13 protein-coding genes are annotated in these 13,714 nt (G+C 38.3%); 3 read left to right on the forward strand and 10 right to left on the reverse strand.

Features of this window, described 5'->3' with window-relative positions; genetic code table 11:
- Positions 1–31: 31 nt before the first annotated feature.
- Complete coding sequence (locus tag ACPWSR_RS05765; protein ID WP_426350746.1) at positions 32–322, reverse strand: NifU family protein; 291 nt, start codon at positions 320–322, stop codon at positions 32–34.
- Between the two features lie 157 nt (positions 323–479).
- Here ACPWSR_RS05765 and ACPWSR_RS05770 point away from each other — a divergent pair, with 157 nt between their 5' ends.
- The 3 genes from ACPWSR_RS05770 to ACPWSR_RS05780 all read left to right on the forward strand — a co-directional run bounded on the left by ACPWSR_RS05770 (position 480) and on the right by ACPWSR_RS05780 (position 4,977).
- A complete protein-coding gene (locus ACPWSR_RS05770) occupies positions 480–1,883 on the forward strand; it encodes a sigma-54 interaction domain-containing protein (protein WP_426350747.1) in 1,404 nt (467 codons plus the stop codon).
- 250 nt (positions 1,884–2,133) lie between these two features.
- The gene (locus ACPWSR_RS05775) at positions 2,134–3,585 is read left to right on the forward strand and encodes a 4-hydroxyphenylacetate 3-hydroxylase family protein (protein WP_426350748.1); all 1,452 of its coding nucleotides are present in this window, start codon (positions 2,134–2,136) and stop codon (positions 3,583–3,585) included.
- Positions 3,586–3,675: 90 nt separating this feature from the next.
- Positions 3,676–4,977: an acetyl-CoA hydrolase/transferase family protein gene (locus ACPWSR_RS05780; protein WP_426350749.1), complete on the forward strand. Its 1,302-nt coding sequence runs from the start codon at positions 3,676–3,678 to the stop codon at positions 4,975–4,977.
- Between the two features lie 133 nt (positions 4,978–5,110).
- On the opposite strand, the gene ACPWSR_RS05785 is transcribed toward ACPWSR_RS05780, so the two are convergent.
- From ACPWSR_RS05785 to ACPWSR_RS05825, 9 genes are all read right to left on the reverse strand, one after another.
- A complete protein-coding gene (locus tag ACPWSR_RS05785; protein WP_426350750.1) occupies positions 5,111–6,172 on the reverse strand; it encodes an NADH:flavin oxidoreductase in 1,062 nt (353 codons plus the stop codon).
- 170 nt (positions 6,173–6,342) lie between these two features.
- Complete coding sequence (locus ACPWSR_RS05790) at positions 6,343–7,386, reverse strand: zinc-dependent alcohol dehydrogenase (protein WP_426350751.1); 1,044 nt, start codon at positions 7,384–7,386, stop codon at positions 6,343–6,345.
- 6 nt (positions 7,387–7,392) lie between these two features.
- The gene (locus ACPWSR_RS05795) at positions 7,393–8,082 is read right to left on the reverse strand and encodes a ribulose-phosphate 3-epimerase (protein WP_426350752.1); all 690 of its coding nucleotides are present in this window, start codon (positions 8,080–8,082) and stop codon (positions 7,393–7,395) included.
- Positions 8,079–8,906, reverse strand: coding sequence for a BtpA/SgcQ family protein (locus tag ACPWSR_RS05800; protein ID WP_426350753.1), 828 nt, complete (start codon positions 8,904–8,906; stop codon positions 8,079–8,081). The genes ACPWSR_RS05795 and ACPWSR_RS05800 overlap by 4 nt, the downstream gene beginning before the upstream one ends.
- Positions 8,907–8,908: 2 nt before the next feature.
- Entirely contained in the window at positions 8,909–10,060 is a 1,152-nt protein-coding gene (locus ACPWSR_RS05805; RefSeq protein ID WP_426350754.1) for an iron-containing alcohol dehydrogenase family protein, read from the reverse strand.
- A gap of 27 nt (positions 10,061–10,087) precedes the next feature.
- Positions 10,088–10,552 carry a PTS sugar transporter subunit IIA gene (locus ACPWSR_RS05810; RefSeq protein WP_426350755.1) on the reverse strand — a complete coding sequence of 155 codons (465 nt, stop codon included), beginning with the start codon at positions 10,550–10,552 and terminating at the stop codon, positions 10,088–10,090.
- Between the two features lie 11 nt (positions 10,553–10,563).
- A complete protein-coding gene (locus ACPWSR_RS05815) occupies positions 10,564–11,604 on the reverse strand; it encodes a zinc-dependent alcohol dehydrogenase (protein WP_426350756.1) in 1,041 nt (346 codons plus the stop codon).
- 23 nt (positions 11,605–11,627) lie between these two features.
- Positions 11,628–12,293 carry a class II aldolase/adducin family protein gene (locus ACPWSR_RS05820; protein ID WP_426350757.1) on the reverse strand — a complete coding sequence of 222 codons (666 nt, stop codon included), beginning with the start codon at positions 12,291–12,293 and terminating at the stop codon, positions 11,628–11,630.
- Positions 12,294–12,379: 86 nt separating this feature from the next.
- On the reverse strand, positions 12,380–13,672 hold the full coding sequence (locus ACPWSR_RS05825; protein ID WP_426350758.1) for a PTS transporter subunit IIC: 1,293 nt from the start codon (positions 13,670–13,672) through the stop codon (positions 12,380–12,382).
- Positions 13,673–13,714 lie beyond the last annotated feature (42 nt).

Raw genomic sequence — 13,714 nt, forward strand, 5'->3', positions numbered from 1 at the left:
TTTGAAGGTCTCATTGCAGCCACCACAGAACTTAACTCCTATGTACATTTTTATCATCCTTATTTAATATTTTATAAGCAAATTTTAATAGCTCTTCATTAACATCATTAACGAGGATAACATCCTTAATTTCTGAAACCCTACCAACCAATTGTTTCCTGATTATCTCCTCTGTCTCCAGGGCAGCTGAAGGACAACCACTGCATTTACCGGTCATTTTAATCCTTAAAACCCCTTCCTTAATATCTATTATATGTATATCTCCTCCATGGCTATTAAATATAGGCCTTATTTCTTTCTCGATAATTTTTTCTAATTTCATTATTCCATTCTCTCCTCCTATTTTAGTAAATATCTTAAAGCAATTTTTGTGCCATAGAGACAGCTGATTCACTTACAGGATTATTGTTTTTTCGACAAAACAATGTTACGATTTAACTATGATAGATAGAATTTTCAGTTTATTGGTGGTGTATACAATGCAGAATAGAACCGATTTAAATATATTTGAAAATCTTCAGGAGGCAAATGCTCAGCTTGATGCTATCATAGAAAGCTCATTTGACGGAATCTACATAACTGATGGAAATGCCAATACCATTAAGGTTAATAAGGCCTACGAAACTATTACAGGTCTAAAAAGAGAAGAGGTATTAAACCATAATATGCGAGACTTAGTGGCAAGCCATACAATATCCACCTCTGGCTCGCTAAGGGTGCTAGAAGAAAAAAATTCTGTTACCCTATTTCAGGAATTTAAAACCGGTAAAAAGGCACTGATAAGTAGCTCACCAGTTTTTAATGAGAATAATGAAATTATAATGGTGGTGACCAATGTTCGAGATATAACAGAAATCTATAAGCTCCGAGAGGAAATCCTCCATAAGGAAGAGGAAACAAGAAAGCTAAGCGCAACCTTAAGGCTTATAGGAAGCAATAATGAGATATACAAAAACCTAATTGCCGTAGATTATAAAACTCTGAATGTCCTTAACATGGCATTAAAAGTGTCCAAGGTAGATACTACTGTAGTTTTATTAGGGGAAACCGGCGTAGGCAAGGAGGTCTTTGCAGAGTACATCTATAAAAATAGCCTAAGAAGCAATGCTCCATTTATAAAGGTCAACTGTGGTGCCATACCTGAAACCCTCATGGAAAGTGAGTTTTTTGGTTATGAAAAAGGTGCTTTTACAGGAGCTAATAAGGAAGGTAAGATAGGACTTTTTGAGGCAGCAGACAAGGGCACAATATTTCTAGATGAGATTGGGGAACTGCCTCTTAACATGCAGGTAAAGCTTCTGAGAGTTTTTCAGGAGCAGGAAATAGAAAGGATAGGCAGTACTAAACCCACAAAAATTAATGTACGAGTAATTGCAGCTACAAACCGTAACCTCTTTGAGATGACGGAAGCTAGAACCTTCAGGCTCGATCTTTATTATAGGCTTATGGTTTTTCCTATCAACATCCCCCCTTTAAGAGAGCGACCCTTAGATATACTTCCTCTAGCTGAACTTTTTTTGGAGAATGCCAACAAAAAATATCGCCTTAATAGAAGTTTTTCTCGGGAGGCTCTGGAGGTCTTAGAGAGCTATACCTGGCCAGGAAATATCCGAGAGCTGAAAAACATCGTAGAAAGAGCCCTCCTTATAAGTAACGGGGATATAATAACCTCAAATCTTTTGACCATAAATAGCGTTGATAATAGCTCAGATAATGTTGCTAATAATGCTGCTATCAACTTGAATAGTATAATTGAAAAGATAGAACTGGATTATATAAATCGTGCCTATAACAAATATAAAAATGTCAGGGCTGCTGCAGCTAGTTTAGGTATGACCCCTTCTACCTTTGTGAGAAAAAGACAAAAGTACAGTAAGAAATAAAGCTATAACTGTTGCATTTATGAAAAAATTATCCGTTTTTGCAACAAAAACATAGTCTGTGATTATTCGGCTATTTCCTCTCAGCCAAATCTCAGGCTATGTTTTATTTTTGCAACAAAGAGTTTTGATAGCAAGCCTTGAAAATACCTAATTGTAGCTCCTTCTATTGGCATGAGGATTGCTTATACCTTTTATATAGATATTTTAAAGGCTATGCCTAAATTAAAAAATATAGAGAGGATGAATAACTATGGCTTTAATGACCGGAGAACAATATGTAGAAAGCATAAGAAATTTAAATCTTAATATTTATATGTTTGGAGAAAAAATCTCCAGCCCCGTGGATAATCCCATTTTAAGACCTTCCCTTAATTCCGTTAAGGCTACCTATGACCTAGCTCAAATGCCTGAGTATGAAGATCTTATGACAGTGATTTCTCCATTAACCGGTGAAAAAATAAATCGTTTTTCTCATATCCATCAAAGCACCACAGATCTTATGAATAAGGTTAAAATGCAGAGACTCTGCGGACAGAAAACTGCTTCCTGCTTCCAGCGCTGTGTGGGAATGGATGCCTTTAACGCTGTATATAGCACTACCTATGAAATTGACAAGAAATACGGAACTAGCTATCATGATAACTTTTTAAGGCTCTTAAAGTATTATCAAGAAAATGATTTAACTGTTGACGGAGCCATGACAGATCCTAAGGGTGATAGATCCCTAGCCCCAAGCAAGCAGGCAGACCCAGATCTGTATCTCCATGTTGTAGAGAGACGAGAAGACGGCATCATAGTAAGAGGAGCAAAGGCTCATCAAACTGGTATCTGCAACTCTCATGAGGTTATTGTTATGCCTACAATAGCCATGGGTCCGGAGGATAAGGATTATGCCGTTGCTTTTTCCATTCCTTTAGACGCTGAAGGAATAATAATGATAATAGGCCGTCAATCCTGTGATACACGTAAGCTTGAGGGCTCGGAGATGGATGTAGGAAACAGTGAATTTGGAGGAGTGGAGGCTCTTACAATCTTTGATAATGTATTTGTTCCTAATGATAGAATATTCCTAAATGGTGAAACAGAGTTTGCAGGAATGCTGGTAGAGAGATTTGCAGGCTATCATAGACAGAGCTACGGTGGCTGTAAGGTTGGTGTAGGAGATGTACTGATTGGTGCAGCTGCTGTTGCTGCAGACTATAATGGCTGTGCTAAGGCTTCTCATGTTAAGGATAAGCTCATAGAGATGACCCACTTGAATGAAACCCTCTTTGCCTGCGGTATAGCATGTTCAGCTCAAGGAAATGCCACCGCATCAGGTAACTATATGGTAGATCTCCTTCTTGCTAATGTGTGTAAGCAAAACGTTACCCGCTATCCTTATGAAATTGTAAGGCTTGCGGAGGATATTGCTGGCGGACTCATGGTTACTGCACCTTCAGAGGCAGACCTCAGGGATCCTAAGGTAGGACCTTATGTTGAAAAGTATCTCAAGGGTGTTAGTAATGTTTCCACTGAAAACAGGCTTAGAATCTTAAGATTAATAGAAAATCTATCCTTAGGAACTGCCGCTGTTGGCTATAGGACTGAATCGATGCATGGGGCCGGCTCACCACAGGCTCAGAGAATAATGATTTCCCGTCAAGGAAACCTAGCTATGAAGAAAGAACTAGCTAAAGCTATTGCAAAGATTAAAGAGTAAGATTTTCTAAGTAAATTCTAATAGAAAGCTATAGTAAAAGAAGCTAATCTCTCTTTCTTACTGTAGCTTTCTATAAAATGGAGGAATAAAATGAGCTGGAAAGTAGAATATAGTGATAAGCTAACCACCGCAGATAAAGCTCTAGATTTGATTAAGTCCAATGAAAGGGTTGTAGTAGGACATGCTGTTGGAGAACCTTCTTACCTCCTAGATGTAATGGTATCAAAAAGAAAACAATATGAGAATGTAGAAATTGTCCATATGGTCGCCATGGGCAAGTGTGATTATTGTGCTGAAGGAATGGAAAAACATTTTCGCCATAATGCACTTTTTGTAGGGACAGGCACTAGAAAGGCTGTAGAAGCTGGAAGAGGAGACTTCACCCCCTGCTTCTTTTACGAAATCCCTTCATTATTTAAAAGCGGTATCCTTCCTGTTGATGTTGCTTTAATTCAGGTAACACCTCCTGACCAGGAGGGTTATGTAAACTTAGGTGTATCTGTAGATTACACCCTTCCTGCTTCTAAAGCTGCTAAAAAAGTAATTGCACAGGTGAACAATCAAATGCCAAGGGTTTATGGAGATTGCAAGCTCCACGTGTCGGAGATAACAGCCTTCGTAGAGCATAATTCACCTATAATAGAGCTTCGGCCTCATAAAATAGGAGAGATTGAAAAAGCCATTGGAGAAAACTGTGCCAAGCTAATAAAGGACGGTGATACTCTTCAATTAGGAATTGGTGCAATCCCCGATGCTGTACTGTTATTTTTGAAGGATAAGAAGAACCTTGGAATTCACTCAGAAATGTTCTCTGATGGTGTGGTAGAACTAGTTAAGGCAGGAGTCATCAACAACAGTAAAAAGACCTTAAAGGCTGGAAAATTTGTAGCTAGCTTTTTGATGGGAACTAAAAAACTCTATGATTTTGTAGATAATAACCCTGATGTAGAGCTATACCCTGTAGATTACGTTAATCATCCTGTAATTATTATGACAAACGATAATATGGTATCCATTAATTCCTGTGTACAGGTAGACCTCATGGGACAGGTAGCCTCAGAAAGTGTTGGACTGAAGCAAATCAGCGGAACCGGTGGCCAGGTGGATTTTGTACGGGGTGCTACCATGGCCAAGGGAGGAAAATCTATTATTGCGATTCCTTCCACTGCAGCCAATGGCACTATTTCAAAGATAGTTCCTTTCCTAGATGAAGGAGCAGCAGTTACTACCTGTAGAAATGACATAGACTATATAGTCACAGAATATGGCATAGCCCATTTAAAAGGGAAAACCTTAAAGGATAGAGCCAGAGCATTGATACATATCTCCCATCCAGATTTTGCACCAGAATTAATAAAAACTTATGAAGATAGATTTCATTGCAAATTTTAATATACTCCTAGTACTTATCAGTATATCAATGGGCTATATAATAATTTGTAAATTTTTCACCGTAAATAAAAATACTATAGGCTATGAAAATCATGGCCTATAGTATTTTTAAATCCTACTATAAGAAAGCATGCTATTTTCGATACAGCTTTTTAAAATGCTCTATCTCCCTATCATGAAGTATACAGCGCTTGTAGCTTTCCTTGCAGCTGGTATAACACCTATTACATCTTTTACAGGAGCTTTTATCCATTTCACCAGACTTTAATTCATTGATAAAACCTGGATTATTTATGAGACACCTGCTGACACCAACTAGAGGAATACCCTTATCAATCACCATTTCCATTTTATCTCTAGTATCTATGCCACCAGTTAATATTACGGGAACCGTGAAAGCAATATTAGCCTTTAGTATATTGTCTAAATAATAGGGCCTATCCAGCTTAGCAGGCATATTATTAAAATCATTTCCGCTAACTTCTATAGCATCTACTCCTGATTCTATACATAGCTCTACTACCTTTTTTAATTCATCTGTATAATCCTTTAATGGGTCACTGGCATTGGAATTAATCTTTACTATGACAGGATAACTTGCTCCACAACCTTCTTTTATACCTTTAATAATTCTGGAGGAGGCTTCGAACCTCTGCTCCGTGGTTCCACCAAAGCTATCACCTCTTGCATTTTGAATAGGATCAATAAAAGAGGATAAAAGATAACCGTGAGCCATATGAACTTGTACACCATCAAAGCCTACGTCTTTTGCTATTACTGCACCCTTTATATATAAGTCGATAATATCTAATATTTCCTTTTCCCCATATTCGGCTGGAGTTTTTCTATACTTTGATGTCTTATAAACCGCTGCCTTTGAGCCTGGATGGCTTATCTGGATAAATATTCTGCAGTTTTCTTCATGTACTCTTGCTATCATATCCATAAGCTTAGCTTTATCTATTTTATCGTCTAATACAGGTTGTCCTATATCTGCTCTAATTTCTCTATCTACTGAATAATGGCCAGTAACTAATAATCCCACTCCACCTTTAGCCAACTGAATATAGGTTTTCATCAATTCCTCTGTAACATTGCCTTTACAGTCAGACAAGTGTTCATTGGTAGCGGAACGGATAATTCTATTTTTTAGCTCTAGCTTATTTATATAAACCTTCTCAAAAAGCTTGTCCATTTAATCACCCCAAAGTATTAACTTTTAAAAGCCAGCGTATTACTTATTCACCTTAAAATATTATCTTTAAAAATCACTTGCTTACTCATTGCTATAAAAAATTTTAGAAAAATATGCTTTGAAGGCATTATGTCCTCAAAGCATATTTTCATTACTATCTACACTAAATATTATTGGTCACAGCGTATTTCGTTCTTAACAACCTCACCTGTAGCATGGGAAAGTAAAGCAGCTTCTGCCTCAGCTAATGGGAAGCTCTTTCCAATGAATATTTCTTCTGGAATCTCTCCACGACAAATCATATCAAAGGACTGTGCTACTACCTGAGGAGTTGTATGGAATACACCTTTGATTGTTATCTGTGAATAATGGAGACGATCGCAGTTGAAGGTAACAGTGCTTCCACCCTTGCAGCCTCCGAATTCCATAACAGTTCCACCTTTACGAACCATATCCATGTTCATTTCCCAAACCTGTGGAAGACCTGTACAATCTATTGCTATGTCCGCTCCTCTTCCATAAGGAGTTGCTTCTCTTACTGCATCAACCTGGCTTTCAACATCATTTATGTTTATGCACACATCTGCTCCTAAAGCCTTTGCACAATCAAGTCGGAATGGCACAGCATCACACACTATAACATAGGCTCCACGAAGCTTAGCTGTCTTAACCTGCATTAATCCTAAAGGTCCAGCTCCATTAATAGCAACAACATCCATTATTTTTACTCCACTCTCATTTATGTTATAAACAGCACAGGAAAGAGGTTCTACTATGGAAGCTAATCTATAGGAAACATGCTGTGGAATAATAAAGGTATTCTGGCTAACTATTGCTGCTGGAATTTTTCTGTATTCTGCCCATGCGCCAGAAGCACTTACCTTGTTTTCACAAAGGCTTGGCTGACCCTGTTTGCACCAGTAGCAGTGGTTACAAGGAGCAGTATTATGAGAAACAACTCTATCTCCCACCTTAAATTTTGTTACTCCTTCTCCTACCTCATAAACAACACCGGCAGATTCATGGCCGAATATATCAGCTTGTCCTGGTTTATCATTACGATATCCTCTTTTATAACGCTTTAAGTCTGTACCACAGGTAGTTGCACTAATGTTTTTTATAATTATTTCTCCTGGGCCTGCCTGTGGCATTGGAGCTTCTTCTACGGTTAATTTTCCAGGTCCGTAATACATTATTGCTTTCATTGTTTTCATAAGACATTATCCCCTTCTTATTGGTTTTATATAACTTTTTCTTAAGAAAATCTCATTTAATTCCTCTGTTTTGACCAATATATCCTCACTGTCAAAAATCTCTCTTCCCATTACAAACCCATCTGCACCAGCTTCCAAGACTAAGGAAAGATTTTGTGAATTAATGCCTCCATCGGTGTAAATAAGCAGATCCTTACCAAAGAGATTTCTTGTCCTTTTAATTTTCTGAAGACTATTTATGTCAAAGGCTGCTCCTCGATTGTCAGCTTCCGATGTCCATAGAAGCATTGATTTAATCCTTCCTTTATAATATTGAAGCTCTTCTAAGGGCTCTGTAGGAGTCAATGCAAAGCCTGCCTCTATTCCCATATCCTTAATGGTATTTATCACTCTTCCAGGGTAGGCTTCTACACTTGGATGAAAAATTATCTCACAAATATTCGGAATATCCTTCAGCTGGTATATATAGCTCATGGGATCCATGACCTGAAGATGAACCTGAAAGGGCATTGAGGTATATTTTCTTAGCCCCTTAACCACCTTCATGCCAAAAGAAAGATTTGAACAAAAAACTCCATCCTGTATATCTATATGAAGAATTTTATACCCTGCTTTTTCTACTCTCCTAAGCTCATCATATAAGAAAAGCTGATCTGCAGAATATATCGATGGATAAACTATCTCCTCTGCTCTCAAAGAGCCACCCCTTCTCTTTCTCTTATATTTCTAGCCTTATCCATAAGCCTTTTTACTCTTTCTGCATCCACAGGATTTTCAAAGACACCATCCACCTTTAAGTAAGTACCTACAAAACCAGCATTGGCTACCTGAAACATCTCTTCAATAGTATCTGGAGTTATCCCAGTATTTGCAAATATTATGGCCTCTGGGAAGGTTTGTCTAACCTTTCTCATGAGCTCTGTATCGCTTTTTTTACCTGCTACAATACCAGCAACACATAAGGCATCAGGCTTGTCCAAGAAATAGCTTGCCTTCATGGCTTCCACAGGATCTCTTCCCCCTATATCCCCAGCGGATTCTGGTACTACATAATAAATCAGCTTTAAATCATCTCTCCCTAAGTTGTGCCTGAGTCTTACTAGCTCTCCACCCTTAGCACTAACAAGTCCCATATTTGTTGAGTAGGCTCCAGTGAAGGTACCTCTTATAAATGCTGCGCCAGTTGTAGAAGCAAGGGCAACACTAGCCTTAGGATCGCTTATTACATTACAGCCAAAAGGAACTCTTAAATCTCTTTTAAGCTCCCCTATCAAGAAAGCCATGGCAGAAATCGTCTCGAAAGGCACCTCTGTGAGATAGGGCACGCTGAATTCATTGGAAAAATGTATAGCATCTATACCACCTTCCTGCAGAGCTATGATATCAAGCTTCGCTGCTTCATAAACCTTTTCTATGCCTCCATCAGCATCATATAAAGGGTCACCAGGCAAGGCCTTAAAGTGGCAAAGTCCTATAAGCGCTCTATCTGTACCTATAACTTCTTTAACCCAGTTATTCATAATCAGAAGGCCTTTCTATATAAATTCTCTACGTCCTTAATAGTGGCTAATCTAGGATTTATAAGTATCTGTCTTGATTTCATTGCATCTATGCACATATCCTGGAGCTTATCCTCTGACACCCCAACCTCTGAGAGCTTCATAGGAATTTCCAGAGAAGCTATAAGACTTCTTATCTCGGTAACAAGCATGTCTGGAGTAAAGTTAGTGTAGGTATAATGATCACCCTTAAGCAGCCTAAATATTCTTTCATACTTTCCACTATCAGTTAAAGCATTGAACTCAAGAACTACCGGCAGAAGTATTGCATTTGCTACACCATGGGGAACATTAAAGAAACCACCCACAGGATGAGCCAGTGCATGCACATTACCCAAAGATGCCCTTGCAAAGGCAACTCCTGCTAGGTTACTACCAATGAGCATTCCGCTTGCAGCTTCAATATCCTGTCTATTGGCAGTGAATCTTCTTAAATACTTCCCTATAAGCTCTATGGCTTTTTCTGCTAAGGCATCAGTAAACATATTAGAATTTAAAGATATGTAGCTCTCAATGGCATGTACCAGTGCATCTACTCCAGTGGCTGCTGCCATAAGAGCTGGCAAGGTAGTTATTAGCTCCGGGTCTAGGATTGCATACTTAGGAACCAAATAAAAGCTTCCTACAGAAAATTTGTAGCTGGTGGAGGTATCTGTGACAACAGAAGCTCCTGTAGATTCACTTCCAGTGCCAGCTGTTGTGGCTATAGCTATAAGAGGAACTATCTCTCCAGGTACCTTTCCAAAGCCCTCATAGTCCTTCAATTCTCCTCCATGAGTATGAAGAACCCCTACTGCCTTAGCTACATCCATGGAGCTACCACCACCAAGGGCTATCATGGAGTCCGCTCCACTGTTTTTGAATCCTTCTAAAGCCTTTTGAACAGTATTTACCGATGGATTAGGCTCAACATCTAAAAACAAATCATATTTTATCAAGGCTTCTTCCAAGAGGTCCGTAAGTTTTTTTACGAGACCTGCTTTTTCAAGGCCTCTATCTGAAACAATATATACCCTTGAACTATTTATTTCCTTAATTATCTCTGGAAGCTTCTTAATACAGCCTTGTTCAAAGAAAACCTGTTGTTCAATGGAATAATTGAAATTCTTAAACATCTTTTCATCTCCTCCTTAGGAAAGAAATTAAGCATAAACTCCCTGTAAATCCTCAATCCATATTTTATGTAACTCTTTCATGAGCTCTTCCACTGAAGCATTTTTTGCCTTTAAGAGGAATTCCTTATTTTGTGCTACCTCTATTATCCTTTGAAGCATGGTTATCTGATCTACATCATTGCTTAAGGCCATATTAAAAACAAATTCTGCTTCCACACTTTCTGTCTCATCGTCCATGCGAGCAAAGGACACAGGCTTTTCTAGTCTTAAAAGACAAACTGCAGGGCTTATAACATGTATTGCATCAGTATGAGGTATAGCTACAGGTATTTCTGTCTCCAGCCCTGTGGGAAAGACCTTTTCTCTTTCAATACAACCGGTGAGAAAGGATTCTTTAACGCAGCCCTCAGAAAGAAGCTTCTGATAGGTAAGCTTAAGACACTCTTCCCAACTATCTGGTGAACCATCTATTACAAATACATTCTCTATCATTTTACTCCTTTCTAGAACTTAAACATTACCTTAAAGGAATCCCTATTTCTAGCTCTTTCATAGGCTTCTTCCCATTGGTCGATTGAATACTCTACACTAGCAATTCCTTCGAAATAATGACAGTTCTCCTTCAATAATTTTATAGCTTCATACCATCCCTTAGGGGTAGAAGAGCAGGCAGCATGTATCTGAATCTGCCACCTAAAGGCCTTTATTATATTAACCTTATAATGGGTATTAACCTCATCTCCAGCACCAATTACAACTCTTCCCAGCTTCTTTACTGAATCCAGGGCTTGATTAAGGATAGCTTCCTTACCTACAGCATCCACTGCCATATCAGCTAGTCCTCCGAAATAGCTATTCAAATTTTCCATAAGCTTTTCATCATTGATCATACATCTTATGCCTATGTCTTCTAAAACCTTAAGTCTATGAGAAGAATGCTTTGTACCTACCACTACGGGAATGGCTCCATTTGTCTTAGCAACTATTGCACAGGTGGCTCCTATAGCTCCAGGTCCAAATATAACTACTTTTTCTCCTCTTTTTACCTTCCCTACCTCTTCTATTATTCTTATGGAACAAGCAAGTGGCTCCGCCAAAGCAGCAATTTTTAGTGAAAGTCCTTCTGGCACTTTAATTACATTTTTAGCAGGACAGATTAAATATTCTGCAAAGGATCCGTCCATGGTAGAACCTAATCCTTTTCTATCGCTGCAGAGTCCAAAGTTTCCTGTCAAACAATATTCACAGTGGCCACAGCTGCCTACCATAGTATGATAGATAACTCTGTCTCCTACCTTAACATTTTTGACCAAGCTTCCAACCTGGCAGACCACTCCACTTCCCTCATGACCAGGAATAACTGGAGGCTTTAGCTTGCTGTTTTTATTTGAGCAGTCATTGTCAAACATCTTTATATCAGAACCACATATTCCTGCGTATGAAACCTTAACCTTAATCCAGTCCTCTGAAGGTATTTGTGGCTCAGGAAGCTCTACAAGCTTCATATCCCTAGGTTTATCACTTAATCTCTTTAAAGCTTTCATAGGCCTTACTTTAGGCTCTAGTATTAAACTAGAACTACTCCTCTCTTCTTTAAGGACCTTTCAGCTCCATTCTTTATGTATTCATCGGACATTGGATTAAGCTCTCCAGCAGCTAAAATATTTACAAAAAGCATTGAATTTCTCTCTACATTGTCACAAGCTAAAAGAGCATCCTTCATATCCATGCCTACTCCTATGGCTCCATGGTTTGCAAGAAGAACTCCTGCCTTTAATCCTATAGAATCTCTTACATTCTCAGCTAGCTCTATACTTCCTGGAGGGGCAAAAGGTGCAACGTCAATATCTCCTCCTAGATATATAACGGCTTCTATATCAACACATTTAACCGTTTCTACTCCCTTTAAGCTTGCGGAGATTGTTGCATAAGGAGAATGGGAGTGAACAATAGCCTTAACATCGGGTCTTTTAAGATAAATATACCTGTGCATGGAGAACTCAATAGATGGCTTTCTAAAGCCTTCAACAATATTTCCTTCCATATCAGATACAACTAAGTCCTCCTCCTTCATGATGTCATAAGGATAGCTAGATGGAGTGATTACAAATAAATCCTCTCCTTCAACAATTGCAGAGATATTACCTGCAGTTCCAAGAACATACCCCTTGCTGCATATTGTTTTGCATGCAAATAAGACCTCTTCCTTTGCTTTTCTTAATGCTTCAGACATTTTCAAAACCTCCTGTAACTATTTAAATTTATTAGAGCTACCTTTTAAAGTAGCTCTATTTTAATCAGTCACTAGCTTAATTGAATCTACATAATGCCAAAAATTTCTGCAATTATTGCTATTACAACGTTGTATATTTGATTTGCACAGCTTCCTACAACCTGCATTCCTTCTGTTAATTCCATTGTTCCAGCAGCTGCAACAACAGTAGTAGTTAAGCCGGAAAGGAAGCTTAAAGTGATTACTGCATAAACCTGCATTATAGTAGCACAGACAATTGTTCTAAATACATTACCATTGGTAACCCATGAACAAACTGCAGTAGTATATAATAAGCTACCTAAGGTTGCAATTGGGAAGTAAGTAACCCCTGGTACTATGAAAGCAACAGCTATAGTGATAGGGATCATAACAAGAGCAGTCTGCATGGCACAGGTATCACCTAAGCCTAAAGCTATATCCATACCTATGTATATTTCATAATCATCACCGAGCTTTTTGGACATATATTCTTGAGCAGCTTGTCCAACTGGTGCAAGACCTTCCATAAGCATGGAAACCATTCTAGGCATGATAACTATAGCACCAGCTATCTTAACACTGGTAGTAAGAGTAGTGGCTGCATCCTGTCTGGTGATTACACAAAGAAGTAAACCAACAACAAAGGCAACTATTGAAGTATCTCCAAAGGCTCCAAACTTTTCTTGAAGAGAGTCTATCTTAAAGTCAATTTTATTTAATCCCGGAATCTTGCTTATAACTTTATTTGTGATCCATGCTACAGGATATATAGTAGTTAAATGCATTTGAGTTGTAACAGCAGTACCATCAACACCAAAATATTCCTGCCAGCTTGGTGCAAAGTGGTCTGCAAGCTTAAGCATTATAACAGAACAAAGTAAAGCAAAAACTGTACCTATAACTATAGCAACGGGAACAGAAACGCCTGCTGCAAGAAGTACATAATATAATATTGCAGCATCTAATAAGAAGTGCCAGTAATTCCATACATCAACATTTAAAGTCTTAGTAAATCTATATTTTAATAGTAAGAAGTTCAAAACAAAGCCTATTGGAACAACGATAACTGCAAAAGGCGTTGACCAAGCTGCTGCGCTCATACCCTGCCAGCCTATATCAGTAACGGTGAACCCTGAACCCATCTCAGTGTAATAAGCAGAAATAACGCTAATACCACCGGTTAAAACACCCAATATAGTATTGATACCTAAGAATCCAATACCAATCATCAAACCATTCTTAAAAGCTTGGAAGAAGCTCATTCTAAAATATAGTCCTAAAACAGTAATCATAATAGGTAATATAGCAGAAGCACCAGCTGTCTTAATAAAATCCATAATAACTTCAAATACTTGCATGATTTCTCTCCTTTAAAAATATAATTATTTTAGAATTTCATT

The organism is Alloiococcus sp. CFN-8 (assembly GCF_049943125.1).
In the GTDB taxonomy this organism is placed as follows: Bacteria; Bacillota; Clostridia; order Clostridiales; family Clostridiaceae; genus JAEXZL01.